Consider the following 26,268-nt stretch of genomic DNA (forward strand, 5'->3'; position numbering starts at 1 on the left):
TGAGTTCACAGTGTCCGCGCGTATCCTCGTCGTCGATGACGTCCCTGCCAACGTCAAGCTGCTAGAGGCTCGCCTTTCCGCCGAATATTTCGACGTGATGACTGCCTCGAACGGCACCGAGGCGCTGGCGATCTGTCACCGGGCCGAATGCGATATCATCCTGCTCGACGTGATGATGCCCGATATGGATGGGTTCGAGGTCTGCCGCCGCCTCAAGTCCGATCCGGCCACACATCACATCCCCATCGTCATGGTGACGGCGCTCGACAGCCCCTCGGATCGCAATCGCGGGCTCGAGGCCGGCGCCGATGACTTCCTGACAAAACCGGTCTCCGACGTCGTGCTGATCGCGCGGGTGCGCTCGCTGACGCGGCTGAAGATGATGACGGACGAGCTGCGCATGCGCGCCATCACCTCGCTCGAGATCGGCATGCAGGCGCCCGAGCGCAGCGCCGTCGCGGATACCGGCAAGGGCGGCCGCATCCTCCTGGTCGACGATCGCCCGTCCTCCTACGAACGGCTGGCGACGATCCTCGCCGCCGAGCACACCGTCGACGTCGAGCCGAACCCGACGGAGGCGCTGTTCCACGCCGCCGACGGCAATTACGACCTCCTGATCGTCTCCCTCGACCTCAACGATTTCGACGGCCTTCGCCTCTGCAGCCAGGCGCGCTCGCTGGAGCGGACGCGCCACGTGCCGATCCTGGCGATCGCGGATCCCGAGAATTCGACGCGGCTGCTCCGCGGCCTCGAGATCGGCGTCAACGACTACCTGCTGCGGCCGATCGACAGGACCGAGCTCCTGGCGCGCGCCCGCACCCAGATCCGCCGCCGACGCTACACCGATCATCTGCGCGACAACGTGCAGAACTCGATCGAGATGGCGATCACCGACGCGCTCACCGGCCTGCACAATCGCCGCTACATGGAGAGCCACCTGGCGACGCTCGCCGAGCAAGCCGCGACCCGCGGCAAGCCGCTGGCGCTGATGATCCTGGACATCGACTATTTCAAGTCGATCAACGACAATTACGGCCACGACGCCGGCGATGACGTGCTGCGCGAATTCGCGGTGCGGGTGCGCAAGTCGATCCGCGGCATCGATCTGGCCTGCCGCTATGGCGGCGAGGAATTCGTCATCGTGATGCCCGAGACCGATCTCCACGTCGCCGGCATGGTCGCCGAGCGCCTGCGCCGTTCGATCGCGGGCGAGCCGTTCGCGATCCACAAAGGCGCAAAGCGCATCGAGGTCACGATCTCGATCGGCCTCACCACGCTGGAGCAGAAGGGCGAGGCGGTCGCCGACGTCCTCAAGCGCGCCGACACCGCGCTCTACCGCGCCAAGCACGACGGCCGCAACCGCGTGGTGTCGCACGCGGCGTAAGGGCCGTCCGCATAAAAACGCGAAAACAACCCCATGCACAGTAGCCGGCACTAGCCGGATCAATGGGTTAGGCGGGTAGCAAGAAGGCTTGCGCTGTCGGCAGCGCGATTTGACTCGTCGGGCAAAGCAGGAGCATGTTGGTAGGATCGCGGTAGTCCTACAAACTCCGCTGTCATTCCCCGCGCGAGCGGGGAATCCAGTACGCTGCAGCCTCTCGGTTCAATCACAACCGCCTCCGGAATACCGGATCACCCGCTTTCGCGGGTGATGACACCGAACGATACGGTGACGGCGATCATTGTGGCGTTGGCTTGCTTCGCTTCGCCGGCTTCGCATCGCCCCCCACATCCACGCCGGCATTGCGCAACAGGACCGTCGCCGCTTCCTTCGCCGCGCGCGCCATCGCCGGATCGTCGCGTACGAGATCCTGAGCGATGGAGCCATCGACCAGCAGCACGAGCTGCGTCGCAAGCGCGTCCGCCTTCGCAACGCCGAGCTCGGTCAGCCGGTCGCGAAACCAGAGGCGGCGGCTTTCCTTGAAGGCGATCGCGATCTTCTTCACGGCGCGGTCGGAGGGCCCGAGCTCGGCGACCGCGTTCACGAACGGGCAGCCGCGAAAGTCCTTCGCCGCAAAGCGCCGCTCCAGCGAATCGAAGGTGGCGAGAATCTGCTCGGCCGGCGGTTTGTCGGAGGGGGATGCGTGCACGAAACGGCGCTCCAGATAGGCCGCGATCAGCGCGTCCTTGGAGGGGAAGTGGTTGTAGAGCGTGCGCTTGGAGATGCCGATCTCGGCCGCGATGGTGTCGACGCCGATCGCGCGAATGCCTTGCAGATAGAACAGCTTGTCGGCGGTCTGAAGGATCCGCTCTTTCATCGTCTGTGGGGCGGGCGGGGGAGCCATGCAGCGGAATGCGTCCTGTTCGCTTGACAGTACCTGCTACCTATAGCCTAAGTACACAGGTCTGTGTAATCAAAATCGGCGGCAAAAGCAGACGACGGTCTTTGCGCCGTGCCCAAAAGGGAGAAGAAAATGCCCCTGCTGCAGGTCCTGCGTCCGACATTGCCGATCCTGATCGGCGCCTCGATCATGCTGACGCTCAGCATGGGGCTGCGGCAGTCGCTCGGCATTTTCATGCAGCCGCTGACGCATGACATCCACATCTCTATCTCGGATTTCACCCTGGCGCTGGCCGTGCAGAACCTCGCCTGGGGCTTTCTGCAGCCGCTCGCCGGCGCGATGACCGTGCGCTACGGCTTCCGTCCCATCATGATTGCGGGCGCTTTGATGTACATCGCTGGGCTCGCGCTGATGGCGACCGCGAACGGGCTTCCCAGCATCATGATCGGCGCCGGCGTGCTGATCGGGACGTCGCTGGCCTGCACCGCGGCCGCGATCGCGATGTCGGTGGCGGCACGCGCGGTGCCGGCAACGGTGCGCTCGACCGTGCTCGGCATCGTCTCCGGCGCGGGCTCGCTCGGTGCGCTGCTGTCGGCCCCGATCGGGCAGATGCTCAACGAGGGTTTTGGTTGGCGCGTCGGTCTTGCCGGCTTCGTCGTCATGTCGGTGCTGATGATCCCTGCGGCGTGGTATGCCGGCCGCGTCGATCAGGTCCCGCTGCCCAAGCCTGCTGCCGACGACATCGGCGATGCCAGCGCGGCGTCCGTGACGAAGGCGGCGTTCGGCAATGCCTCCTTCGTCGTGATGACCTGCGCCTATCTGGTCTGCGGCATGCAGCTGGTGTTTCTCACCACGCATCTGCCGTCGTATCTCGCGATCTGCGGCCTCGATCCGATGCTCAGCGCGCAGACGCTCGGCATGATCGGCGGCTTCAACGTGCTGGGCTCGCTGTTCTTCGGCTGGGCCGGCCAGCGCTGGAACAAGCTGGCGCTGCTCGGGGGCATCTACATCCTGCGCTCGCTGGCGCTCGCCTGGTACTTCATGCTGCCGGCCACCCCGTTCTCGACGCTGCTGTTCGGCGCCATCATGGGCTTCCTCTGGATGGGGGTCGGCCCGCTGGTCGCAGGCGCGGTCGCCGAGATGTTCGGCCTGCGCTGGCAGGCGATGATCCAGGGCCTCGCCTTCATGAGCCACCAGATCGGCAGCTTCCTCGGCGCCTACGGAGGCGGACTGCTCTACGACGCGCTCGGCTCCTACACCATGGCCTGGCGCATCGGCGTCGCGCTCGGCCTCGCCGGCGGCATCGTGCAGGTGGCGTTCGCGCTGGTCAGGCCCTCGCAGCCGCCGGCGCCGGTGTTGCGGACGGCGTAGGCGCGAGGAGAGGACTCAAAGAACGTCCGCTTCCGAGTTTGGAGCGGACGCCGCGTTGCTTCGTCGCAATCGACGGCTTGTATGACTCGAGGCGGACGCATCGCGCTCCGGTGTGCTGTCTACATCTTGCGTTGTGGCGAGGTCGATCTCACGCGGCTTGCAGGATCAACTCGGTCAGGCGATCTGGTGCATCGAGCATGACCATGTGTCCAACGTCAGGCAGTTCGAACGTGGCCCAAGACTTGTCGCTCTTGCAGTCTGCCAGTGCCTTATCAAAGGCCGGCATCGGAAACTTGGGGAGGCGGATGTATGTCTTCTTCGCCACCTTTTGGAGGGCCCCCGTAACTTGATCGGTTGAAGATAGGTGCCGATGGGGTGCGGAGTGACTTTGGACTCGGCGAAGGCCCGATCGCGTTCCGCAACGACAGCGGGCGGATACTTCGCCGATCCACGAACACCTGCCTCGCCCTTGTCGATGGCCGCTTGTATGCCTTTGCGAACCGGCTCGGCTGCGGTGTCCGCGCCCCTTTGTCCGTCGGCAGGAATGAAGGCATCAAGCCACACAACCGATGAGACGCGATCGCCGATGCTTTCGAGCGCGCCGGAACCGACATAGCCTGCAAAGGACCACGGCACGAGGCAGACGTTATCGAGACTTTCCCATTTGATCAGGTTGACGACGTCGGAGATATGGGTGTCCAGATTGACGTCCTTGCTCAGCAAATGCGAGCGATCAGCTAAACCGGTGAGTGACGGAGCAAATACCTTGTGACCGCCTTGTTCGAGCCGGTCAGCAACCCGGCGCCATATCCAGCCGCCGCAAAAGGCGCCGCTGACTAAGACGAAGGTCTTTCGCGCTGATTGGGCGCGGGCTGCACCTATTACGCCGCGTGCCGCTACTGCCGCGAGACCGCCGACTGCAGTACTACCAAGCATGTGGCGACGGGTAATTCCACTATTCGTCATGACAATTCCTATTGTTCAAGGAAGTCGGACCACCAGTGGGAATGCAACCTGAAGGATATCCGCGAATCTGTTCGGGGCCAAGGTCTGTAGTCGGCCCATTTGAGAAATGTCGACGTCCGGTAACGATGACTGTTTGTAGGGATAGAGCGGAAGTCGGCGGCACCCGGCCAAGCCGACTTGAATGATCATGGTCGGCGTGGAGCCAACGCTTCCGAAAACCGATCCCATCCTCGTTATCCAGCCGGTCTCCAATGTGCTAGTTTGAAGGCGATCGGCTACTTCCAGGCTTGGCGCACGGGCGCGGGACACGAGACTGTGGCGCAGTCTGGCGGGCGAACTGTTGGGTGAAACAGGGGAGAAGGCCCATGAAGGACCTAGCTGGACGGACCGCCTTCGTGACGGGCGCTGCCTCGGGCATTGGCCTTGGGATCGCGACCGCGCTGTCACAGGCGGGGGTGAAGGTCATGCTCTGCGACATCGAGGAAGAGGCGCTGAAAAAAGCGGTCGCGGACCTGAAGACACGGACCAACGTCGATGTCGATGGCGTGAAAGCCGACGTCTCGCTCAAAGGCGAGCTTCAGGCGGCAGCGGACGCGACGGTCACGCGGTATGGCAAGATCCACATCTTGGTCAACAATGCGGGCGTGGGCGGCGGCGGCCCGTATGGTGAGTGGACCGATGCTGGTTGGGACTGGGTCCTCGGCGTCAACCTGAGGTCGGTGATCTGGGGCTTCGAGATTTTCGGTCCGCTGATCGAAGCGCATGGCGAAGGAGGGCAGGTCGTTTCCACAGCGTCCGTCGCCGGGCTGATTCCGGGACCAAGTCCGGCCTACGACGTGAGCAAATACGGAGTGGTGGCACTGTCCGAAGGGATGCGTAAGGTCCTCGCGCCGAGGAAGATCGGAGTCTCCGTTCTGTGTCCGGGCATAGTCCGCACGCAGATCATGAACTCCCGGCGCAACGTGCCGCAGCGATTTGCCGGGGCCGTCGGCAATCCTCCGCCGACGGAAGGACCTCGCGCCGAGTTCATCAAGGCATTCCAGGAACGGATCAGCTGCGGCATTGATCCGCTCTATGTGGGCGAGCTGGTCTGCGAGGCCATCGAAAATGATTGGCCTTACATTTTCACCGATACCGAGCACGAGCCCTACATCGACGAGCGCTTCGCAGCGATCAAGCAGGGCTTCGACCGCATCCGCGGCAGAACGCCGCGACGCTAGCTCTCATGTCTGCTCCGAGGTGCCGGTCACCAAGCGACCCAGCGGATGCGGTCGCTTAGTCGATGCCGCGTCGAGAAGGTTCATGCGGCTCTTGAAAATTTCGCCGCTCCTCAGGGCTTGTATCCAGTCATAGGATCGGTTCTCCGGGCACAATGGCTTTGGCTCCATCGCTGAACGCCTGCGTTGGCGTCAGGGGCGGAGCTGCTGGTCGAATCCGGTCATTGCCGCAAACAAAAAAGCACAGGGGGGGGACGATCATGTCCGCGTTATCACGCCGCGATTTCCTGGCACTGTCGACATCCGTTGCTACTGTCGGCCTCACCGCGCCGGTGCGGGCCGCGATGGGCCCGAACGACAAGTACGATCTGGTGATCCGCGGCGGCGAGGTGCTCGACCCAAGCCAGTCACTGCGCGCCAGACGCGATATCGGCATCCGCTGGGGGGTAATCGAGACCGTGCAGGAAACGATCCCCGCCGAGCGTGCGCTGAAGAGCATCGACGCGTCAGGCAAGCTCGTGATGCCCGGCCTGGTCGATCTGCATTGTCACGTCTATCCTTACGGCTCGGCGATCGGCATTCCCGCCGACGAGCTCGTGCAGTTTCAGGCCACGACGACCGTCGTTTCGGCAGGCGATGCCGGGGTCAATAATCTGGCGGCGCTGCGCCGGTTCATCGTGGCCCAGACCCGGGCGCGGATGTACGCCTTCGTCCATATCGCCAATAACGGGCTCTCGGCGTTCCCGGCTGCCGAGCTGTACAATATCGACGTCGCACAGACCGAAGCCTGCGCAATGGCGCTCGCCGAGAACGCTGATTTCCTGCTCGGGGTCAAGGTGCGGATGTCGGAGAACGTGATCTACAAGCACGGGCTCGAGCCGCTGAAGCGCGGCATCCAGGCGTGCGAGATGTGCGGCTGGCCGGCCAAGATGATGGTGCATATCGGCGGCGTCGAAACCAAGGAGCTGATGTCGCAGATTCTCGATCTGCTGCGCCCGGGTGACGTGCTGACGCATGCCTATTCCGGCGCTCCGAACATGTCCAACGTCTTCACCAATATCGTCCAGGACGGCAAGCTGCTGCCTGCGGCGCTCGCGGCCAAGCAGCGTGGCGTCATGTTCGACGTCGGTCATGGCGGCGGCAGCTTCGACTTCACCGTGGCGGAAGTGGCGATCCCCGGCGGATGCACGCCGGACACGATCTCCTCCGACATCCACGTCTTCTCCGGCAATTCGCCGGGCATTCCGTTCCTGCCCAATGTGATGAGCAAGTTCATGACGCTCGGCTTTACGCTGGAGCAGGTGGTCGCGATGGCCACCACGGCGCCGGCGAAAATCATCAATCGCGCGCCGAAGATCGGTACCCTCCAGGTCGGTGCGCCCGGCGATGTCGCCATCATGGAGCTGGTGGAGGGGCCGGTCAGCTTCGTCGACACCCGCAACAACAAGCGGGAAGGGAAGGCCTATCTCAAGCCGATCCAGACCGTGATCAACGGGGTGCCCTTCGGCCGGCCTTATCAGGCGCCGTTCGCGGTCAGATAGAGAGGCGGCCGACGGCGCGCATCTCGGCCGTTCATCTCTCGAGCCTTCCGATGCGATGCCGTGCATCGCACGTCGCGTATCCGAGCGACGACGGCTTGTCGTCGCTCGGGGATAGCGTGTCGAAGACGCGCGAGAGCAGAGGGCTGCTGCTCAACCGCAGCAGAAGGCCTGCGGCGAGGAAGAATTAACGCGAGCGTCCTGAGCGCTTGAGATCGGCGACCTTGAACCTGTTGCCGGCCTGCAGGCTGCTGCAAAACCAGTGGGCTCTGTTTCGAAACTCGCCCAGGAACACCTTCGTCTCAACGCAATTCTCGTAGGATGAATGGGTGATGGTGTCTCGGCACGTCGGCGACAGGGGTCCATAGTTCAGGCCGCCACCCGACTCACTGCATCCAATCCAGGGCTCGTTGCCGTGCCGGAAGCTTGATGCACAGCCGCCGTTGCAGCTGCTGGCGACTTTCTCCAGGCTGGCAATCCTCCCCATCACAGAACCCGGCGCATACGAAGGCGCACGCGCGGTTGGCGTTCGAACGGTTGGAGCTGTCCGGCGGGATGCCGTTGTGCTTGCTCCCCGCTCGGAAACGTGCGGTCTTGCCACCTGTTGCGGCGCATCGACCGTGACAGGCGGAAGCGTGGCGGCGGGGCCCGTTGGGATTTGCGATGCTGCCGGGGCGCACAGCAAGACCGTCGACAAAGCAGCGATGGTTGAAGGCACGACAAGGCTCGATGACAATCTCATGACCATGTCCTTCCAATTCCGGGACGGGCATTCCGCGCCGGTGAATGCACGCTAACATACATTTCCGGCTGGGCAACTGAAGGTTGAGGGATGTCTGCTGATAGACCGTCACGTCCGCGGAGCCGTCCAAAGCACCTGCGCGGAATGATCCTGGATGCTTCGCTGCGCCCGCAATAACAGGCTGGACGGCGAGGAGCATGTCAGCTTGGGTCTCGTGCTCCCAGGACGCAGCGCAGCGTCACCCCGCGATGGGAAGCATCGTCCGGCGATGGCGCGCCGTCGCGCCGGGAGGCGAGACGGCCAAAATAAAACGGGGCCCTGGAGGACCCCGTAAAAACGCTTCGACGCTCGAGCGGATCTTACTTGATCTTGGCTTCGCGGAATTCGACGTGCTTGCGCGCAACCGGATCGTACTTCTTCTTGACCAGCTTGTCGGTCATGGTGCGCGAATTCTTCTTGGCGACGTAGTAGAAGCCGGTGTCGGCCGAGGACACGAGCTTGACCTTGATGGTGACCGCTTTGGCCATGTTCTGAACCTCAGAAGATTGGGGAATCTGGAGCCGGCCAAACGGCCCGCGTTGGCCGGCAACCTAGTCAGAAACGGCTGGAAGTCAAGGTTCGAAGCGTTTTTCAAGCGAAGTGGGGCACCGGTTGGCGTCAAGAAAACGCGTCAAAAACAACAACCTACAGCCCCGAAGGGGCTGTCGGTCCCCGAAAACTGCTCAAATCGGACCCATTATGTCTCGAAGAAGCGGTTTTTCGGCCGCGGCAGGCCCAGATTCTCCCTCAAAGTGGCCCCTTCATACTCTCTGCGGAAAATTCGGCGCTTCTGCAGCTCCGGGACGACCTTGTCGACGAAGTCGTCGAGCCCGGCGGGCAGGAACGGGAACATGATGTTGAAGCCGTCGGAGCCGCGCCCGACCAGCCATTCCTCCATCTGGTCGGCGATGGTCTTGGCGGTGCCGACGAAGGACAGTCCGCCATAGCCGCCGACGCGCTGGGCGAGCTGGCGCACCGTGAGCTTGTCGCGCTTGGCGAGATCGACCATGCGCTGGCGGCCGCTCTTGCTGGCATTGGTCTCGGGAATCTCGGGCAGGGGGCCGTCGGGATCGAAGCCGGAGGCGTCGGTGCCGAGGATGACGGAGAGCGAGGCGATGGCGCTGTCGTAGTGCACGCGGCTGTCGAGTAGGGCGCGCTTCTCCTTGGCCTCCTCCACGCTGTCGCCGACCACGACGAAGGCGCCGGGCAGAATCTTGAGGTGTTCGGGATCGCGGCCGATCTTCTCCATGCGCCCCTTGATGTCGGCATAGAGCTTCTGGCCGTCGGCGAGGCTGCCGCCGCCGGTGAACACGGCTTCCGCGGTCTCGGCCGCGAGCTGCTTGCCGTCCTCGGAGGCTCCGGCCTGCACGATCACAGGCCAGCCCTGCACGGGACGGGCGATGTTGAGGGGACCGCGCACCTTCAGATATTTGCCGTGGTGGTCGAGCGTGTGCATCTTGGCGGGATCGAAGAACAGTCCGCTCTCGACATCGCGCACGAACGCGTCGTCGGCAAAGGAATCCCACAGGCCCGTGACGACGTCGTAGAACTCGCGGGCGCGCTTGTAGCGCTCGGCGTGCTCCATGTGATCGTCGAGGCCGAAATTCAGTGCCGCGTCCGGGTTCGAGGTCGTGACGATGTTCCAGCCGGCGCGGCCGCCGCTGAGATGGTCGAGCGAGGCGAAGCGTCGCGCGACGTGATACGGCTCGTCGAACGTGGTCGAGCCCGTCGCGATCAGGCCGATGCGCTCGGTGACCGCCGAGAGTGCCGACAGCAGGGTGAACGGCTCGAACGAGGTCACGGTGTGGCTGCGCTTGAGCGCGTTGATCGGCATGTTCAACACGGCCAGGTGATCGGCCATGAAGAAGGCGTCGAACTTGCCGGCTTCGAGCTTTTTGATCAGCGTCTTGATGTGGCCGAAGTTGAAATTGGCGTCGGGCCAGGCTCCGGGATAGCGCCAGGCGCCGGTGTGGATGCTGATCGGGCGCATGAACGCGCCAAGCTTCAGTTGCCGTTGTGCCATCGCCCGGTGTCCTTCTTCATTGTCGTTCGGAAAGACATAGGTGCGGGCCGCGCCGGCGCCACGGGGATAGCGCGGAAGAATTTTTTGATTTTGGGGCGTGCCTCAGCATGTTCGTCATTCCGGGGCATCGCGCAGCGATGAACCCGGAATCTCGAGATTCCGGGTTCGCGCTACGCGCGCCCCGGAATGACGGAGGAGAGAGGTAGGCCGGATGATGACGCCGAGAGAGCCTAGCTCAAAATGTCCTTCTGCATCTTGCCGCCGTAGAAATGAAAGAACGGCACCGGCGCGTCGTGGCGGAGCGGGCCGGTGGCAAGGCGGGTGTCGAGCTCGTTGAGCACGTTGCGCGTCATCGGATGCAGATCGGCGAGCGGCTTCGAGCCGAGCTCGACCCAGACCAGTTCGACCAGTTCGGCATCGGCATGGATCACGCCCTCGACGCGGTGGGTGATCGCGGAGGCATCGGCGGTGAAGAAGCGCGTGTCGAAGCGCTTGACGCGGCCGGGCGGGGTGATCGCGCGGGCGATCAGGAACAGGCTGGACGGGTCGGGCAGCAGGCCGGCATCGGCGAACGGCTTCCAGGGCCCGTCGAGCTTTGTCACCTTGCCCTCGGTCTTGCGGCCGAGACAAAGGCCGGTCTCTTCGCAGGCCTCGCGGATCGCGGCAATGGCCAGCGACTTCGCGCGCGAGGCCGGGGTCTTCGGGCTGCCCTTGGCGAGATTGGCTTCCAGCTCGGCCGTGATGGGCGCAGCGCAGGGCACGCGATAATCGGCCTTGTCCACGCGCCCGCCGGGGAAGACGAATTTCCCGGGCATGAACACCACCTTGTCGTGGCGCTTGCCGACCAGCACTTTCGGAACGGCGCCGCTGCGATCGACGAGGATCAGTGTCGCCGCATCCTTCGGGCGGAAGTAAGGATGATGATCGGCTTCCTTCTCCTCGTGGACCTTTGCCTTTTCCGCGACCTCAGCAATATCCGTCATGTCCTCACCCAGAGCTGTTCTTGCTTCTTTTGCCTAGACCGGCGGAATACCATCCGGAGGGGTGTCGTCAAACCCGTGCATGCGCAGAGCCCATTGCAAGCCGACCACAGCTCCCTTCACCGGCTGCAGCAGCGCGAGCGAGGCGACGAAGGTGAAGGGCAGATAGGCCGCGAAGCTGATCCAGACCGGCGTGGTGTAATTGGTCTCGATCCACAAAACGGCCGGCACCACGATGTGGCCGACGATGACGATGACGAGATAGGCCGGCAGATCGTCGGCGCGGTGCGGAGTGAAGTCGAGGCCGCATGTGGCGCAATGATCTGCCGTCTTCAGGAAGGCGCGGAACAGCTTTCCCTCGCCGCAGCGCGGGCAGCGGCCGCGAAAGCCTCGCCTCATCGCGGTCCACACATCGCGCTTCTCGACGAGGCCCGTCTCGCGCGTCCAGATCTTGGAGGTCGTGCTCATCGTCACCAAGCTTTGCCCTTCTGGCCCTTGCCCTTGGTCTTTCCCTTGTTGTTTGCTTTGGGCTTCTTCCCCTTGCCGGACTTCGGCTTCGCCGGCTTGCGTTTTTTATCCGGGCTGCGTCCCGGATGGGCCTTGAACGAGGGGCGGCGTTGTGGGCCGGGCCGCCTGCGATCGCGCGGCGCGGTCTCGCTGGAGGATGACAGCAGCTCGAAGCGCAGCGCGCCCGCGATCGGCGCGGCTTCGACCAGGCGGACGTCGACGACGTCGCCGAGCTGATACATGGTGCCGCTGCGCGTACCGATCAGCGCATGGCGGCCCTCGTCATAGTTGAAATATTCCGTGCCGAGGGATCGGATGGGGATCAATCCGTCGGCGCCGGTCTCGCTCAGCTTGACGAACAGGCCGGCGCGGGTGACGCCGGAGACGCGACCCTGAAAGCTCGCGCCGATGCGGTCGGCGAGGTGATGGGCGATCAGGCGATCCACGGTCTCGCGCTCGGCCTTCATCGCGCGCCGTTCGGTCAGCGAAATATGCGCGGCGACCTCGCCAAGGCTCTCCGGCGTCTCGCTGTCGGGCAGGGCGCCTTCGCCGAGGCCGAGCGCGCGGACCAGGGCGCGGTGCACGACGAGATCGGCATAGCGGCGGATCGGCGAGGTGAAATGCGCGTAGCGGCGCAGGTTCAGGCCGAAATGGCCGTAGTTCTCGGACGAATATTCGGCCTGGGCCTGGGCGCGCAGCACCACCTCGCTGACCAGCGGGTAATAGTCGTGGCCTTCGAGCTGGGCCAGCACGCGGTTGAACAGGGTCGGGCGCAGCGCGCCGGATTTCGCGAAGGGGACGTCGAGCGTCTCCAGGAATTCGCTGAGCGCGTGGACCTTCTCCAGCGTCGGCTCGTCGTGCACGCGGTAGATCAGCGGGAGCGACTTCTTCTCCAGCATCTCGGCCGCGGCGACGTTGGCGAGGATCATGAACTCCTCGATCAGCTTGTGCGCATCGAGACGCTCGGGGACCACGACGCGATCGACCGTGCCGTCGCTCTTCAAGAGGATCTTGCGCTCGGGCAGATCGAGATTGAGCGGATCGCGCTCGTCACGCGCGCGCTTGGCGCAGGCATAGGCAGCGTAGAGCGGCCTCAGGATCGGATCGAGCAGCGGGCCGGTGGTGTCGTCGGGCCGTCCGTCGATGGCGGCCTGCGCCTGCGCGTAAGCGAGCTTGGCCGCCGAGCGCATCAGGATGCGATGAAAACTGTGCGAGCGCTTGCGGCCGTCGGGGCCGAGCACCATGCGCACCGCGAGCGCGCCGCGCGGCTCGCCCGGCACCAGCGAGCAGAGGTTGTTCGAAATCCGCTCGGGCAGCATCGGCACGACGCGGTCGGGGAAATAGACCGAGTTGCCGCGATCGAGCGCGTCGCGGTCGAGCGCCGTGCCCGGCCGGACGTAGAAGCTGACATCGGCAATGGCGACGTTGACGATGAAGCCGCCCTTGTTGTTGGGATCGTCGTCGGCTTGCGCATGCACAGCGTCGTCGTGATCCTTGGCGTCGGGCGGATCGATGGTGACGAGCGGCACGTCGCGCCAGTCCTCGCGGCCCTTCAGGTTGGCGGGCTCTGCGGCTTCCGCCTCGCGTTCCGCGGCGGAAGAGAATTGCAGGGGAATGTCGTGGGCGTAGATCGCGATCAGGCTGATCGCCTTCTCGGACTTGACCGAGCCGAGCTTCTCCTTCACGCGTCCGGAGGCAAGGCCAAAGCCGCGCGAGCGCACGATGTCGACGCTGACGAGGTCGCCGTCCTCAGCGCCGCCGGTGTCGGTCCTGGCGATGTTCAATTCGCGGTCGGCGAACTTCTTGTCGACCGGGACGAGCCGTCCGCCGCCTTCGGGAAGGCTGCGAAACACGCCGAGGATGCGGCTCTTGGCCTTGTCGATGACCTTGATGATGCGGCCGCGATAGGCGGGGCCTTCATCGTCGTCCGAGTGCTCGACCCGCAGCAGCGCGCGGTCGCCGACGCCGGCGGCGGTGCCGGGCCTGGGCCGGCGCGGCATCTCGATGAGGATTTTTGGCGGCTCGCCGCTCTCGACCTCGTCCCATTCGGCGGGGGAGGCGATCAATTCGCCGTCGGCATCGCGTCCCGTGATGTCGGCGAGCAGGGTTGGCGGCAGCGCGTCCGGCTCGGAGACCTTGTGGCGCTTCTTCTTGATGATCCCGTCGTCGGCGAGCTCGCGCAGCATGCGCTTGAGCTCGACGCGATCGGCGTTCTTCAGGCCGAACTCGCGCGCAATTTCGCGAGTTCCGACCTTTCCGTGGTTTGCCTTGATGAAGGCGACGATGGCTTGCCGGTCGGGAAAGCCACGGTCTTTCTTTGGTTTCACTTAACCTCTAATTCTTGATCTCAAGTCTTGCCGGCACTCTTCTTGGCCGGAGCCTTGGTGGCGGCAGCCTTGGTTGGCGACGGCTTTGTGGCAGAAGTCTTGGCGGTCGACGACACGGCGGCGCGCGCCTTGCTGGTGGATTCGGTTTTCGATTTGGCCGCCTTCTTCGCGGCCGGTTTCTTCGGCTTCGGCGCGGCGTCCTCGCCGTCCGCGGTCTTCTCTGCAGTCTTCTTGGCCTTGGCGGGCTTCGCCGCCTTCTTGGCTTTCGCCTTGCCGCCGCCCTTGGCCGCGCGCTCGTCGATCAGCGCGATCGCCTGAGCGAGCGTGACGGTGTCCTTCTCGAACTCGGCCGGGATCGTCGCGTTGACGCCGCCCGCGGTGACGTAGGCGCCGTAGCGGCCGCTCTTCACGGTGACGGTGCCCAGCGTCGGATGCTCGCCGAGCGCCTTGCCGGGATCGGCGCCGAAGCGGCGGCTCGGGCCCTTGGCGACCTTCTCCGCGATCAGCGTCACCGCACGGTTGAGGCCGATGTCGAACACCTCGTCGCCGGCCTCGAGGCTGGCATAGGTCTTCTCATGCTTGACGAACGGCCCGAAGCGGCCGAGGCCCGCGGTGATCGGCTGACCGGTCTCCGGGTGCTTGCCGATCTCGCGCGGCAGCGACAGCAGCTTGAGCGCGAGCTCGAGATCGACATCGCTGGGCGAGGTGCCCTTCGGGATACCGGCGCGCTTCGGCTTCTCGCCGTCCTCGTAATCCTTGGGCTCGCCGAGCTGGATATAAGGTCCGAACCGGCCGGCCTTGACCCAGACGTCGCGCCCGGTCTCGGGATCCTGCCCGAGCGAGCGGTCGGCAGTCGCCTCGCCATCCGCGGCGAGCTGACGCGTGTAGCGGCATTCCGGATAGTTCGAGCAGCCGACGAAGGCGCCGAACTTGCCGGCCTTCAGGTTGAGGCGACCGGTGCCGCAGCTCGGGCACTGCCTGACATCGCCGCCGTCGGCGCGGGGCGGATAGATGTGCGGTCCCAGCATCTCGTCGAGCACGTCGAGCACCTGCGCGACGCGCAGATCCTTGATGTCGTCGACGGCGCCGATGAAGTCGCGCCAGAAATCCTTCAGCACCTGCTGCCAGGAGATCTCGTTATTGGAGATACGGTCGAGCTGCTCCTCCAGCGCGGCGGTGAAGTCGTATTCGACGTAGCGGCTGAAGAAGCTCTCCAGGAACGCGATCACGACGCGGCCCTTGTCCTCGCCATGCAGGCGCTTCTTCTCCAGCTTGACGTAGCCGCGGTCCTTCAGCACCTGCAGGATCGAGGCATAGGTCGAGGGCCGGCCGATGCCGAGCTCTTCCATGCGCTTGACCAGCGAAGCCTCGGAGAAGCGCGGCGGCGGCTCGGTGAAGTGCTGGGTGACGGACAGGCTCTGACGCTTCACGGCCTCGCCCTGGCTCATCGCGGGCAGGCGGCGCGAATCCTCGTCCTCCTCGTCGTCGCGGCCTTCCTGATAGAGCGCGAGGAAGCCGTCGAACTTGACGACCTGGCCGGTGGCGCGCAGCTCCAGGGTGCGGGAGCCCGCCTTCGCCGCGATGTCGACGGTGGTACGCTCGAGCTCGGCCGATTCCATCTGGCTGGCGATGGTGCGCTTCCAGATCAGCTCGTAAAGCTTCGCCTGATCGGCATCGAGCTTGCGGCTCATGCTGTCGGGGCGGCGGGAGAGGTCGGTCGGGCGGATCGCTTCGTGCGCTTCCTGGGCGTTCTTGGCCTTGGCCTGGTACTGGCGGGGGGCGTCCGGCACATAGGCGTTGCCGTAATCCTCGCCGATCACCTTGCGCGCCTGGGTGATGGCCTCGGGCGCAATCTGCACGCCGTCGGTACGCATATAAGTAATGAGTCCGGTGGTCTCGCCGCCGATGTCGATGCCTTCATAGAGACGCTGGGCGATGCGCATCGTGTGCGCCGGCGCAAAGCCGTATTTACGGCTGGCTTCTTGCTGCAGCGTCGAGGTGGTGAAGGGCGCCTGCGGATTGCGCCGGGCCGGCTTGGCATCGACCGCGGTCACGGTGTAGCTGGCAGCTTCGAGCGCCTTCTTGAAGTCCTCGGCTTCGGCGCCGGTGCCGATATCGAGGCGCTGGATCTTCTTGCCGTCGGCGCCGACGAGGCGGGCTTCGAACGCCTCGCCGCGCGGGGTGAGCAGGGTCGCGATCAGCGACCAATATTCGCGCGGTACGAACTTCTCGATCTCGAGCTCACGGTCGCAGACGAGGCGCAGCGCCACCGACTGCACGCGGCCGGCCGAGCGGGCGCCCGGCAGCTTGCGCCACAGCACGGGGGAGAGCGTGAAACCGACGAGGTAGTCCAGCGCGCGGCGCGCCATATAGGCGTCGACCAGGGCGCCGTCGATCTGGCGCGGATGCTTCATGGCATCCGAGACGGCCTGCTTGGTGATGGCGTTGAACACCACGCGCTCGATCTTCTGATCCTTCAGCGCGCGCTTCTCCTTCATCACCTCCAGCACGTGCCAGGAGATGGCCTCGCCCTCACGATCAGGGTCGGTGGCGAGAATCAGGCGGTCAGCGCCCTTCAGGGACTTGGCGATGTCGTTGAGCCGGCCGGCCGCCTTGGGGTCGACCTCCCAGATCATCTTGAAATTGGCATCGGGATCGACGGAGCCGTTCTTTGCGGGCAGGTCGCGGACATGGCCAAACGAGGCCAGAACCTCATAGGACGAGCCCAAATATTTGTTGATCGTCTTGGCTTTCGCCGGCGACTCCACAATGACGATATTCATGTAGTTCCAGTAACTTACGGGAAAATCTCGGGCCGAAAACGAAAGGACTCGGGTCGGCCGTTTCGTCCCGAACATGGGTGGTGAGGCCCCCGCTGTCAAATCGGGGGGTGTTGAAAGCGCTCCAAATGGGAAAAGTTTCATATCGAGAAAGTTGCAAAATACCACCTTGGAGTTGCGGTCGATGTCGGCGTAATGTTTCCGCGGGGCATGGATTCGGGTGGGGTCGGGTGACTAAGCCGGGAAAGAAACGGGCGCGCGCCGCATCAGGCGTGCCGGGAGGCTCGCGTCACGAGGAACCGGGGGAGGGCGGCGCGGACGAGGCTGTCGCCTTCATCGCCGAGCAGGTCGGGGCCTTGCGCAAGCTTGCCGAGCGCCACAAGCTCGACGTGCTGCATTATCTGCTGGGCATGACCAAGCTCGAGGCCGACGAGCACTTGCGGCTGCGGACCAAGCGCAAGCTGTCGTGAGGCGGGGGCTGCTGGGTTCGCTGCTCTAACCCGTCATTGCGAGCCAACGGGTCCGCGCGAAGCGCGGCCCGATGACAGGCTCCGCGAAGCAATCCAGAGTCTTTCCGCAGAGGCAGTCTGGATTGCTTCCGCCTTCGCCAAGGCTTCGGCGGACAAGTCGCTGCGCTCGCAATGACGGTGTGATGCCGCTTGGGCCTATCTCGCCGACTGTCTTCGCCGCACTGGGCGTGGCTTCAGCGTGGTCTCGGCCGGCGAGAGCAGCCGTCCATCCTCCGCGCGCATTTCCAGCTTCTTCACCGGGCGGCCGTTCTCGCGATCGACCAGGATGGTCGCAATCTCCTCGGGGTGATCGTCGAACTCCTCGCTCCATTGCCGTAGCGCGACCAGGATCGGGAAGGTGCCGCGGCCCTTCGGCGTCAGTACATATTCCTGGTAGGCACTGCCGTCGGAGGCGGGGGCGGTCGCCAGGATGCCGTGATCGACCAGTGCGCGCAGTCGCGCCGACAGGATGTTCTTGGCCATGCCAAGCTTGTTCTGAAACTCGCCGAAGCGGCGCAGGCCGAACAGCGCCTCGCGAATGATCAGCAGCGACCACCAATCGCCGAGCGCGTCCAGTGACCGCGCGATCGGGCAGGCGTCGCCCTCGAAGCTGGTTCGTTTCACCATCGTCGTCCGTCCTATCGCGTTCGCACGATTGCCGTGTCGATCACGCGCTTGTGTGGTTGCATCATAAAACTATGGGCCCTAGATGGCAATCTGGTTTTATCATGCAACTACTGGAGGCGAACGTGAGACTGACGAACAAGACGGCCCTGATCACAGGCGGCAACAGCGGCATTGGCCTTGCGACCGCAAAGCTGTTCGTGGCGGAAGGAGCCAGGGTGGTGATCACCGGGCGCAACAAGGAGACGCTGGCGGCGGCCGCGCAAGAGCTCGGGCCGAACGCGCTCGCGCTCGTCGCCGATGTTACGGACATCGCAGCGACGGAAGCCGCGATCAGGCAGGGCGCCGAAAAATTCGGCAAGTTCGATATCGTGTTTGCCAATGCCGGCATTCCCGGCGCCGGCGGCACGCCGCTGGGATCTGCAAAGCTGGAGGTGTTCGAGAAGGTCATCAGGACCAACCTCACCGGCGTGTTCTTCACGGTGCAGTCGGCGCTGCCGTATCTCAACGACAATTCCTCGATCATCCTCAACGGCTCGGTGATTTCGGTGCTCGGCATTCCCGGCTACTCTGCTTACGGTGCGGCGAAGGCCGGCGTGCGCGCGATGGCGCGGATCATGGCGTCGGAGCTGTCGCCGCGCGGAATCCGCGTCAACGTCGTCGCGCCGGGCGCGATCCGCACGCCGATCTGGGGCGCGGCGATCGCAACGCCGGAAGCGGAGAAAGCGTTCGAGAAGCGCATCGGGCTGATGACGCCGCTCGGCCGCCTTGGTGAACCAGATCACGTTGCGAAGACGGTGCTGTTCCTCGCCTCCGACGACTCCGCGCATGTGCAGGGCCAGGAAATCTTCGTCGACGGAGGGGCGGTGGCCTCGCCGAGCGGTGCGCCGATCTATCGCGGTTGATCAAGTCAAGTGAAAATTGAGTCCGTCGGCCCGATCGCAAGCGGTTGCGCCGGCGGGATGTTGCGTCTTTCGAGACATGATTTCCGAACGATTGCGTGAGGTGTTGAACCTTCGCGCAGTCTGGGAAGACAGTTCTACGGGCAGGGGCAGAAGACTCGTTTTTTGAGGGAGTCCGTCATGCCGAAAGCAGCTCGTATTTTTTCGTCGATTTCAGTACCGCGCATTTCCACTGAAGATTCGGCCATCCCGGCCAAACGCTCGGACAAGTCCGAGCTGGTCGCCGTCGCATTGTTTGCCGGCCTAGGCCTGTTTGTTTCGCTCGTGGCCGTCATCCTGGGCATGCAGGGCATCTGGCTTTAGCGCTGCTGCGTTGGTCAGCCGCCGCCGGAATCCGGCAGCGGCCGATGCCAACGGCGCGCCCTTTATGCCGCGCGCAGGCTGGTGGCTGCCTGAAGCGCACCCGCCAGCGCCTTTTCGCGGTGATCCGGTCCGAGCTGGATGCCGTCGGCAGGGATGAACTCGACGTTGGTGATCCCTATGAATCCGAACACCCAGCGCAGATAGGTTTCGAGATGCTCGCCGGCCGCGTATGGCGTGCCGACGCCGTAATGGCCACCGCGCGAGATCGCGACGATCACGCGCTTGGCTCCAGCGAGACCCTCGGGACCGGTGGCGCCATATTTAAATGTCTTCCCCGCCACCAGGATACGGTCAATCCACGCCTTGAGCTGGCTCGGAATGGTGAAATTGTACATGGGTGCGCCGATCACGACGACGTCGGCGGCCAGGAACTCGTCGAGCGCGGCCGCACTCGCGACAAGGTCCGGGCCGAGTTCCGCCGGCGCGGGCGCGCCTTGCGCGGCAGCGAGATGCGGGCCGGAGAGGTGGGCAAGCGGCGTCTGGGTCAGGTCGCGATAGACCACGTCGAGCGAGGGCGTCGCCTGCTTGAGGCTGTCGACGATGGCGGCGGAGACCTGCCTGGAAATGGAGTGGGGGCCGAGGACGCTTGAGTCGATATGGAGGAGTTTCATGTGGGGTCACCCATGGTATAGATTTGTAACCCGCGCTACATGAGTGACTACCGAAAACCCCGCAAGAACGCACTTTTTTGAGCCATGGGCACATTATTGAAACCGACGCACGCCGATTTGACTGCTCCGCCGCGGTCAAATCCAGCGCCAACTCAGCGTCCCGATCCTATGCCGGACCCCAACCACGCCGACTGCCGCGGGGTTGCCTCCGTGCTGTCGCGCGTCGGCGACAAATGGAGCGTGTTCGTCATCATGATGCTGAGCGACGGGCCGAAACGCTTCAACGAGCTGAAGCGCATGATCAACGGCATCTCGCAGCGGATGCTGACCCTGACGCTGCGTGGCCTCGAGCGCGACGGCCTCGTCACGCGCACGATCTTCCCGACCATTCCGCCGCGCGTGGACTATGAGCTGACCGATCTCGGCCGCGGGCTGCAACAGCCGGTGAAGGCGCTCGGGCAGTGGGCGATCGACCATCTGATCCAGATCGAGGCGGCACGCAGCCAGTTCGATCAGCGCAACGAGGGCTAGGCTAGCGTTGCTACTCCATCCGTCATTCCGGGGCCCGAGCGAAGCGAGGGAGCCCGGAATCCATTTGGCCCCAGATCAAGCGGATGAACGGATTCCGGGCTCGCGACTTCGTCGCGCCCCGGAATGACAACCGGGAACGCTAAAGCAGCGACACCAATCCGCCGCCGTGACGCTCGAGCTTTCCGGCCAGCTCGAGCTCCAGCAGCACGGTGCGCACGATCGCAGGCGAGGCGCCGGACATCCGCACGAGGTCATCAATCGAGATCGGCGCAGGACCGAGCAGGCCGGTGATCTGGTCACGGTCGTGCGATTGCGGATCGCTCTCGAACGGCTCGCTGTCGGGCTCGCTCGCCGGAAGCATCGGCGGCCGCTCCATGATCGGCTGCACGGCGTTGACGATGTCGGCAGCTTCCGTGACCAGGGTCGCGCCCTGCTTGATCAGATCGTTGGTGCCGGCGGCGCGCGGATCGAGCGGGGAGCCCGGCACCGCAAACACCTCGCGGCCCTGTTCGGCCGCCATGCGCGCGGTGATCAGCGAGCCCGAGCGGTGCGCCGCTTCCACCACGATGACGCCGAGCGAAGCGCCGGAGATCAGCCGATTGCGGCGAGGGAAATCGCGCGCGCGGGGCTCATGGCCGAGCGGCATCTCGGAAATCGCGGCGCCCTCGTGGTCGAGGATCGCCGCGAGCAGATCGCCATGCTCGGGCGGATAGATGCAGTCATGGCCGCCGGCCAGCACCGCGATCGTGCCGCTCTCCACGCTGGTGCGATGCGCGGCCTGGTCCACGCCCCGCGCAAGGCCCGAGATGACCACGAAGCCGGCTTCGCCGAGCTCGCGCGCAAGCTGACCGGCGAATTTCAGCCCGGCGCCGGAGGCGTTGCGCGAGCCGACGATCGCGATCATCGGCCGCATCAGGGTCTTCGTGCCGCCGCGCACCGCGAGCAGCGGCGGCGCATCGTCGATCATCGCCAGCCGGGCCGGATAGCCGTCCTCGCCGGGCGCGCGCCAGGCGATGCCGAATTTGCGGCTCGCGGCGAGCTCGGCCTTCGCCTCATCCGCGCTGCAGATGCGCCCCGACCGCGCCGCGCCACCGCGACGGGCGAGATCGGGCAGCCGCTCCAGCGCGGCGCGCGCGGTGCCGAAATGATCGACCAGCGAACGGAAGGTGCGCGGGCCCACATTGTCGGAGCGGATCAGCCGCAGGCGGTCGATCCGCTCGGCCTCGGTCAGCTCCACGCTTGGATTGATGGCGTCCACGGCGTCTCCTTGTGGGCGGAGCATGGAACAACCTGAGGGCGTTGCGCAACAGGGACGTGTGCTTGCACGGCCTCGTCGCAATGCTAAAAGCGATCCCAATAAGAAGGATTTCGACATGATTTCACTCGCCGACCTCCAGCGCCGCATCGAAGCGGGGGAGCTTTCGCCCGATGCCGCCATCGCCCAGTCGCATGCGGCGATCGAGGCCAAAGAGAAGGACGTCCGTGCCTTCGTCCGTCACGACAAGGCCGCGAAGGCGCAAGGCTCGGGCCCGCTGCGTGGCATCGCCGTCGGCATCAAGGACATCATCGACACCGCGAACATGCCAACCGAGATGGGCTCGGAGATCTATCGCGGCTGGCAGCCGCGCGCGGATGCGCCCGTCGTCATGATGCTGAAGCGGGCGGGCGCCACCATCATCGGAAAGACCACGACCACGGCATTTGCCTCGCGCGATCCGACCCCGACGCTCAATCCGCACAATCTCGGCCATTCGCCGGGTGGCTCGTCCTCCGGCTCGGCCGCTGCCGTCGGCGCCGGCATGATCCCGCTGGCGCTGGGCACCCAGACCGGCGGCTCGGTGATCCGGCCCGCCGCCTATTGCGGGACCGCGGCGATCAAGCCTTCGTTCCGCATGCTGCCGACGGTCGGCGTCAAATGCTATTCGTGGGCGCTCGACACGGTCGGCCTGTTCGGTGCACGCGCAGAGGACCTCGCGCGCGGACTTTTGGCGATGACCGGCCGCACCGAGTTTTCCGGCATCGTTCCGGCCACCTCGCCGCGCATCGGCGTGGTCAGGCAGGAATTTGCCGGCGCCGTCGAGCCGGCGGCAGAAGAAGGGTTGCTGGCCGCGATCAAGGCGGCGCAGCGCGCCGGTGCCAGCGTGCAGGACGTCGATCTGCCCGAGGCAGTGCATGAGGCCTGGCGCGTCCACCCCATCGTCCAGGACTTCGAGGCGCATCGCGCGCTGGCCTGGGAGTTTTCCGAGCGTCACGACGAGATCGCGCCGATGCTGCGGGCAAGCCTCGATGCGACCGCCCATCTGACGCCGAAGGAGTATGACGAGGCGCGCCGGATCAGCCGGCGCGGCCGCCGCGAGCTCGGCGAGGTGTTCGAAGGCGTCGACGTCCTCTTGACCTATTCGGCGCCGGGCACCGCGCCGGCCAAGGAGCTCGCGACGACGGGCGACCCCCGCTACAACCGGCTCTGGACGCTGATGGGCAATCCTTGCGTCAACGTGCCGGTGCTGAAGGTGGGCGGCCTGCCGATCGGCGTGCAGGTGATCGCACGGTTCGGAAACGACGCGGGCGCGCTCGCGACGGCGTGGTTCCTCGAGCAGGCTCTGGCGAAGTCAGGTTAGCGCGGCCTCGGCTGCAACGAGGGCCTGAGCGGGCGCAGATGGGGGCGTGCCGGCCTTTGCATCTCGCCCGAGCCAGCGCTCGGCAGCTGCGCGGCCGCTCCGGTGCAGGAGCCGAATGAAGCCACGGCCGAGATCGGTCGATGAGCGCTGCGCCAGGCCGTCGACGGAGTCTTCCGCCGCGATCCTGGTGAGGCGCAGCGGAGAGGCCATGTGCGACTGCGCCCATTCGATCGCCGCGATCTCGGCGTTGAGCGCGGCGTTGGCCGCGATCTGGTCCAGCCTGCGGTCGATCGCGGCGAGGGTGATCGGAACATAGCTGTCGCGCGTCGGGGTGACCTGAACGAGCAGCAGATCCGGTGTCGCGCTTTCCTGCACGAGCCGCAGCAGCGGCGGATTGCCGCCGAAGCCGCCGTCCCAATAGGCTTCGCCCTCGATCTCGACCGCACAATGGACCAGCGGCGGGCACGTCGAGGCGAGCGCGACGTCGGTGGTGATGGCGTCATTGCCAAAAATCTGCTGCTGCCCGTCGCGGATCCGCGTCGCCGCGATCAGCAGCTTCGGGCACCGCGCATCGCGCAAGACGGAAAAGTTGATGTCGCGCGACAGCGCCTGCCGCAGCGGATCGAGGTCGAACGGATCGAACGTGCCGGAGCGCAGCGTCGGCCCGAACGCAACCGAGCTTCCCGCCGGCGAGAAACCGCCGACCAGCATCAGCGAGCGGAACGAGGCCTCGTGCATCAGGCGAAGCCAGAACCGGTTCAGCCGGTTACGCGCAGCTTCGCGGCCGCCCTCCGCGAGGCCGGAGGCGAGCAGCAGTGCATTGATGGCGCCGGCGCTGGCGCCGCTGACGGTGCCGATCTCGATGGGCTCTTCCAGCAGCCGTTCCAGCACGCCCCAGGTGAAGGCGGCAAAGGTACCGCCACCCTGAAGTGCCAGCGACAATTGTCGCGGCGGCCATTGCCCGGAGCGCGCCGGCGCGGGCGCGACCGGCACGGCCGGGGCTCGGATCTCGGCCGCGACAGGAGATGGTGCGGCGGGGGCCGGTGACGGGGAAATGCAAGCAGGCTTTGGGGGAGGGGGCAGCGCGGCCGCATCGGACCAGATGTTGGTCGTCGAGAGCAGCCGGCTCGCCGCAGTGCTCTGCGAACCAACCCCGTCATGCGTGCCGTCAATCTTCTCGCTCATTCTGAGCAACCGCGTAACGCCATCTTGCCTGTCAGGATGACAGGCATGGAACCCGCTCGCTACTGCCGGCCGCGAGCAGGCGGTGAGTTGCGAACAGGATTTGGCATATAATGCAAAAAGAGTACGGCGGTATCCGTACTTTTTACGCCTTCTCGCCGATCCGGCTTTCCTTGCCCGCTTGCAATCGCTTGATGTTCTCGCGGTGCGCGTAGAACAGCAGCAGCGTCAGCACCGCAAACAGCGCGGACAATGCGAGGTGCCCGAACCACCACAGGAACAGCGGCGTGATGAACGCGGCGACCAGCGCCGACAGCGACGAGTAGCGGGTGGTGAAGGCGGTTGCCAGCCAGAGCAGGCAGAACACCACCATGCCGGGCCAGAACAGGCCGAGCAGAATGCCGATATAGACGGCGACGCCCTTGCCGCCTTTGAACTTGAGCCAGACTGGGAAGAGATGGCCGAGGAAGGCGCCGAGCCCGGCCACCATGGCGGCATTGGGTCCTGCAATGTAACCGGCGATCACCACGGCGACGGTGCCCTTGAGCGCGTCGAACAGCAGGGTGCCCACGGCAAGGCTCTTGCGTCCGGTGCGCAGCACGTTGGTGGCGCCGATGCTGCCGGAACCGATCGACCGGATATCCTGCGTGCCGGCGAGCCTGGTCAGGATCAGCCCGAACGGAATCGAACCGAGCAGGTAGCCGATGACCAAGGCTACCGGCAAAAATGCTTCAAGCCCCATGGCGGCAGCTCCAAAGGCTGGATCTCAATGTCGCGTGATCGCGCGCGTCAAACATGCTCGTATACCGTCCGGCCGCCGACAATGGTGCGCACCACGCGGCCTGTAAAGCGGGCCTCGTCGAACGGGGTGTTCTTGCAGGGCGATTTGAGGTCGGCGGGATCGACCACCCAGGGCACGTCGGGATCGATCACGATGACGTCGGCCGGGCTGCCTGCGCGCAGGGTTCCGCCAGGCAGGCCGAGCAGCTCGGCCGGGCGGGTGGACATCGCCCGGATCAGCACCTTCAGCTCCAACTCGCCATTATGCACGAGGCGCAGGCCGGCGGGCAGCATGGTTTCCAGGCCGATGGCGCCGGGCGCCGCTTCCGCGAATGGCAGGCGCTTGACCTCGACGTCCTGCGGATTGTGGTCGGACATGATGACGTCGAGCAGGCCGGAGGCCATGGCGGCCACCAGCGCCCGGCGGTCGTTCTCGCTGCGCAGTGGAGGCGACAGCTTCAGGAAGGACCGGTAGGGGCCGATGTCGTTCTCGTTCAGCGCCAGATGGTTGATCGAGACCGAGGCGCTGACGGCGAGCCCGGCGTCGCGGGCGCGCTGGAGGATCTCGAGGGAGTCGATGCAGGTCAGCGAGGCCGCGTGATAACGCCCGCCGGTGAGCGCAACGAGGCGCATGTCGCGTTCGAGAACGACGGCCTCGGCGGCACTCGGGATGCCCATCAGGCCGAGGCGCGAGGCGAACTCGCCTTCGTTCATGACGCCTTCGCCGACGAGATCAGGATCTTCGGTGTAGTGCACGATCAGCGCGTCGAAATCGCGCCCGTAGGTCAGCGCACGGCGCATCACCTGCGCATTGGTCACGCTTCTGGCCGCGTCGCTGAAGGCGACGGCGCCAGCGGCCTTGAGCAGGCCGAATTCGGTCATCTCCTCGCCGTGCATGCCCTTGGTGAGCGCCGCCATCGGCTGGATGTTGACGATGGCGGTGTCGCGGGCGCGGCGCATGACGAAGTCGACCGTCGCCGAATTGTCGATGACCGGCAAGGTATCCGGCTGGCAGATAATGGTAGTGATGCCGCCGGTCGCGGCCGCCTGGCTCGCGGAGGCGAAGGTCTCGCGATGGCTGAAGCCGGGCTCGCCGACGAAGGCGCGCATGTCGATCAGGCCGGGCGCGACGATCTTGCCGGAGCAGTTGACGATGTCGGTGCCCTCGGGGACGCCGGCAGCGCCAATGCCGCGGCGGGTCTCGCGGATGGTGCCGTCCGCGATCAGGACGTCGCCAATACCGTCGAAATCCCTGGAGGGATCGACGACACGGGCGTTGGCGAGCAGGACGGGGCGGCGATCGGTCAACATCGGCA

23 protein-coding genes are annotated in these 26,268 nt (G+C 65.2%); 9 read left to right on the forward strand and 14 right to left on the reverse strand.

Features of this window, described 5'->3' with window-relative positions; genetic code table 11:
- Positions 1–10 precede the first annotated feature (10 nt).
- Positions 11–1,384: a PleD family two-component system response regulator gene (locus tag P6U31_RS16425; protein ID WP_407189425.1), complete on the forward strand. Its 1,374-nt coding sequence runs from the start codon at positions 11–13 to the stop codon at positions 1,382–1,384.
- Positions 1,385–1,679: 295 nt separating this feature from the next.
- Here the strand turns inward: P6U31_RS16425 and P6U31_RS16430 are convergent, their stop codons facing one another.
- On the reverse strand, positions 1,680–2,285 hold the full coding sequence (locus P6U31_RS16430; protein ID WP_407189426.1) for a TetR/AcrR family transcriptional regulator: 606 nt from the start codon (positions 2,283–2,285) through the stop codon (positions 1,680–1,682).
- A gap of 129 nt (positions 2,286–2,414) precedes the next feature.
- On the opposite strand from P6U31_RS16430, the gene P6U31_RS16435 reads away from it, so the two are divergent.
- Positions 2,415–3,653, forward strand: coding sequence for an MFS transporter (locus tag P6U31_RS16435; RefSeq protein ID WP_407189427.1), 1,239 nt, complete (start codon positions 2,415–2,417; stop codon positions 3,651–3,653).
- 174 nt (positions 3,654–3,827) lie between these two features.
- Here P6U31_RS16435 and P6U31_RS16440 read toward each other — a convergent pair whose 3' ends face one another.
- Positions 3,828–4,619: an alpha/beta fold hydrolase gene (locus P6U31_RS16440; RefSeq protein ID WP_407189428.1), complete on the reverse strand. Its 792-nt coding sequence runs from the start codon at positions 4,617–4,619 to the stop codon at positions 3,828–3,830.
- A gap of 365 nt (positions 4,620–4,984) precedes the next feature.
- Between P6U31_RS16440 and P6U31_RS16445 the strand changes: the two genes are divergently transcribed.
- Positions 4,985–5,839, forward strand: coding sequence for an SDR family NAD(P)-dependent oxidoreductase (locus P6U31_RS16445; protein WP_407189429.1), 855 nt, complete (start codon positions 4,985–4,987; stop codon positions 5,837–5,839).
- Between the two features lie 257 nt (positions 5,840–6,096).
- Positions 6,097–7,377: an amidohydrolase family protein gene (locus P6U31_RS16450; RefSeq protein WP_407189430.1), complete on the forward strand. Its 1,281-nt coding sequence runs from the start codon at positions 6,097–6,099 to the stop codon at positions 7,375–7,377.
- A 1,098-nt stretch (positions 7,378–8,475) separates the two neighbouring features.
- Here P6U31_RS16450 and rpmG read toward each other — a convergent pair.
- From rpmG to topA, 6 genes are all read right to left on the reverse strand, one after another.
- The gene (rpmG, locus tag P6U31_RS16455; RefSeq protein ID WP_007603295.1) at positions 8,476–8,643 is read right to left on the reverse strand and encodes a 50S ribosomal protein L33; all 168 of its coding nucleotides are present in this window, start codon (positions 8,641–8,643) and stop codon (positions 8,476–8,478) included.
- A gap of 209 nt (positions 8,644–8,852) precedes the next feature.
- Complete coding sequence (locus tag P6U31_RS16460; protein ID WP_407189431.1) at positions 8,853–10,178, reverse strand: LLM class flavin-dependent oxidoreductase; 1,326 nt, start codon at positions 10,176–10,178, stop codon at positions 8,853–8,855.
- A gap of 230 nt (positions 10,179–10,408) precedes the next feature.
- The gene (locus P6U31_RS16465) at positions 10,409–11,161 is read right to left on the reverse strand and encodes an NUDIX hydrolase (RefSeq protein ID WP_407189432.1); all 753 of its coding nucleotides are present in this window, start codon (positions 11,159–11,161) and stop codon (positions 10,409–10,411) included.
- Positions 11,162–11,194: 33 nt separating this feature from the next.
- Complete coding sequence (locus P6U31_RS16470) at positions 11,195–11,635, reverse strand: DUF983 domain-containing protein (RefSeq protein ID WP_407189433.1); 441 nt, start codon at positions 11,633–11,635, stop codon at positions 11,195–11,197.
- Complete coding sequence (rnr, locus tag P6U31_RS16475) at positions 11,629–13,992, reverse strand: ribonuclease R (RefSeq protein WP_407189434.1); 2,364 nt, start codon at positions 13,990–13,992, stop codon at positions 11,629–11,631. Before rnr ends, P6U31_RS16470 begins: the two co-directional genes overlap by 7 nt.
- 20 nt (positions 13,993–14,012) lie before the next feature.
- Positions 14,013–16,775, reverse strand: coding sequence for a type I DNA topoisomerase (gene topA, locus P6U31_RS16480; protein WP_407189435.1), 2,763 nt, complete (start codon positions 16,773–16,775; stop codon positions 14,013–14,015).
- A gap of 227 nt (positions 16,776–17,002) precedes the next feature.
- Here topA and P6U31_RS16485 point away from each other — a divergent pair, with 227 nt between their 5' ends.
- The gene (locus P6U31_RS16485) at positions 17,003–17,242 is read left to right on the forward strand and encodes a hypothetical protein (protein ID WP_407189436.1); all 240 of its coding nucleotides are present in this window, start codon (positions 17,003–17,005) and stop codon (positions 17,240–17,242) included.
- A gap of 195 nt (positions 17,243–17,437) precedes the next feature.
- Here the strand turns inward: P6U31_RS16485 and P6U31_RS16490 are convergent, their stop codons facing one another.
- Positions 17,438–17,908: a winged helix-turn-helix transcriptional regulator gene (locus P6U31_RS16490; RefSeq protein WP_407189437.1), complete on the reverse strand. Its 471-nt coding sequence runs from the start codon at positions 17,906–17,908 to the stop codon at positions 17,438–17,440.
- A 122-nt stretch (positions 17,909–18,030) separates the two neighbouring features.
- Between P6U31_RS16490 and P6U31_RS16495 the strand changes: the two genes are divergently transcribed.
- Both P6U31_RS16495 and P6U31_RS16500 read left to right on the forward strand, forming a co-directional pair.
- On the forward strand, positions 18,031–18,810 hold the full coding sequence (locus P6U31_RS16495; RefSeq protein WP_407189438.1) for an SDR family NAD(P)-dependent oxidoreductase: 780 nt from the start codon (positions 18,031–18,033) through the stop codon (positions 18,808–18,810).
- Between the two features lie 177 nt (positions 18,811–18,987).
- Positions 18,988–19,170: a hypothetical protein gene (locus P6U31_RS16500; protein WP_407189439.1), complete on the forward strand. Its 183-nt coding sequence runs from the start codon at positions 18,988–18,990 to the stop codon at positions 19,168–19,170.
- A gap of 62 nt (positions 19,171–19,232) precedes the next feature.
- Here P6U31_RS16500 and P6U31_RS16505 read toward each other — a convergent pair whose 3' ends face one another.
- Positions 19,233–19,841 (reverse strand): FMN-dependent NADH-azoreductase, encoded by a 609-nt coding sequence (locus tag P6U31_RS16505; RefSeq protein WP_407189440.1) that lies wholly within the window; start codon positions 19,839–19,841, stop codon positions 19,233–19,235.
- A gap of 84 nt (positions 19,842–19,925) precedes the next feature.
- Here P6U31_RS16505 and P6U31_RS16510 point away from each other — a divergent pair, with 84 nt between their 5' ends.
- Complete coding sequence (locus tag P6U31_RS16510; protein ID WP_407189441.1) at positions 19,926–20,372, forward strand: winged helix-turn-helix transcriptional regulator; 447 nt, start codon at positions 19,926–19,928, stop codon at positions 20,370–20,372.
- Between the two features lie 139 nt (positions 20,373–20,511).
- On the opposite strand, the gene dprA is transcribed toward P6U31_RS16510, so the two are convergent.
- A complete protein-coding gene (dprA, locus tag P6U31_RS16515) occupies positions 20,512–21,654 on the reverse strand; it encodes a DNA-processing protein DprA (RefSeq protein WP_407189442.1) in 1,143 nt (380 codons plus the stop codon).
- Between the two features lie 91 nt (positions 21,655–21,745).
- On the opposite strand from dprA, the gene P6U31_RS16520 reads away from it, so the two are divergent.
- Entirely contained in the window at positions 21,746–22,990 is a 1,245-nt protein-coding gene (locus tag P6U31_RS16520; protein ID WP_407189443.1) for an amidase, read from the forward strand.
- Here P6U31_RS16520 and P6U31_RS16525 read toward each other — a convergent pair.
- From P6U31_RS16525 to P6U31_RS16535, 3 genes are all read right to left on the reverse strand, one after another.
- The gene (locus P6U31_RS16525; protein WP_407189444.1) at positions 22,982–24,175 is read right to left on the reverse strand and encodes a patatin-like phospholipase family protein; all 1,194 of its coding nucleotides are present in this window, start codon (positions 24,173–24,175) and stop codon (positions 22,982–22,984) included. The two genes, P6U31_RS16520 and P6U31_RS16525, sit on opposite strands and share 9 nt — an antisense overlap.
- A gap of 142 nt (positions 24,176–24,317) precedes the next feature.
- Positions 24,318–24,914, reverse strand: a complete 597-nt coding sequence (plsY, locus tag P6U31_RS16530; protein WP_407189445.1) for a glycerol-3-phosphate 1-O-acyltransferase PlsY — start codon at positions 24,912–24,914, stop codon at positions 24,318–24,320.
- Between the two features lie 47 nt (positions 24,915–24,961).
- Positions 24,962–26,263, reverse strand: coding sequence for a dihydroorotase (locus P6U31_RS16535; RefSeq protein ID WP_407189859.1), 1,302 nt, complete (start codon positions 26,261–26,263; stop codon positions 24,962–24,964).
- Positions 26,264–26,268 lie beyond the last annotated feature (5 nt).

It is taken from the genome of Bradyrhizobium centrosematis (genome assembly GCF_045571495.1).
Classification (GTDB): domain Bacteria; phylum Pseudomonadota; class Alphaproteobacteria; order Rhizobiales; family Xanthobacteraceae; genus Bradyrhizobium; species Bradyrhizobium centrosematis.

Bases quoted from the DNA above. Each gene is read 5' to 3' on its own strand.
- P6U31_RS16450 (WP_407189430.1), top strand. From the start codon at position 6,097: ATGTCCGCGTTATCACGCCGCGATTTCCTGGCACTGTCGACATCCGTT.
- P6U31_RS16430 (WP_407189426.1), bottom strand. From the start codon at position 2,285: ATGGCTCCCCCGCCCGCCCCACAGACGATGAAAGAGCGGATCCTTCAG.
- P6U31_RS16440 (WP_407189428.1), bottom strand. From the start codon at position 4,619: ATGACGAATAGTGGAATTACCCGTCGCCACATGCTTGGTAGTACTGCA.
- P6U31_RS16505 (WP_407189440.1), bottom strand. From the start codon at position 19,841: ATGAAACTCCTCCATATCGACTCAAGCGTCCTCGGCCCCCACTCCATT.
- P6U31_RS16465 (WP_407189432.1), bottom strand. From the start codon at position 11,161: ATGACGGATATTGCTGAGGTCGCGGAAAAGGCAAAGGTCCACGAGGAG.
- P6U31_RS16510 (WP_407189441.1), top strand. From the start codon at position 19,926: ATGGGCACATTATTGAAACCGACGCACGCCGATTTGACTGCTCCGCCG.
- P6U31_RS16435 (WP_407189427.1), top strand. From the start codon at position 2,415: ATGCCCCTGCTGCAGGTCCTGCGTCCGACATTGCCGATCCTGATCGGC.
- P6U31_RS16520 (WP_407189443.1), top strand. From the start codon at position 21,746: ATGATTTCACTCGCCGACCTCCAGCGCCGCATCGAAGCGGGGGAGCTT.
- dprA (WP_407189442.1), bottom strand. From the start codon at position 21,654: ATGCTCCGCCCACAAGGAGACGCCGTGGACGCCATCAATCCAAGCGTG.
- P6U31_RS16490 (WP_407189437.1), bottom strand. From the start codon at position 17,908: ATGGTGAAACGAACCAGCTTCGAGGGCGACGCCTGCCCGATCGCGCGG.
- topA (WP_407189435.1), bottom strand. From the start codon at position 16,775: ATGAATATCGTCATTGTGGAGTCGCCGGCGAAAGCCAAGACGATCAAC.
- P6U31_RS16525 (WP_407189444.1), bottom strand. From the start codon at position 24,175: ATGAGCGAGAAGATTGACGGCACGCATGACGGGGTTGGTTCGCAGAGC.
- plsY (WP_407189445.1), bottom strand. From the start codon at position 24,914: ATGGGGCTTGAAGCATTTTTGCCGGTAGCCTTGGTCATCGGCTACCTG.
- rpmG (WP_007603295.1), bottom strand. From the start codon at position 8,643: ATGGCCAAAGCGGTCACCATCAAGGTCAAGCTCGTGTCCTCGGCCGAC.
- P6U31_RS16445 (WP_407189429.1), top strand. From the start codon at position 4,985: ATGAAGGACCTAGCTGGACGGACCGCCTTCGTGACGGGCGCTGCCTCG.
- P6U31_RS16535 (WP_407189859.1), bottom strand. From the start codon at position 26,263: ATGTTGACCGATCGCCGCCCCGTCCTGCTCGCCAACGCCCGTGTCGTC.
- P6U31_RS16500 (WP_407189439.1), top strand. From the start codon at position 18,988: ATGCCGAAAGCAGCTCGTATTTTTTCGTCGATTTCAGTACCGCGCATT.
- P6U31_RS16460 (WP_407189431.1), bottom strand. From the start codon at position 10,178: ATGGCACAACGGCAACTGAAGCTTGGCGCGTTCATGCGCCCGATCAGC.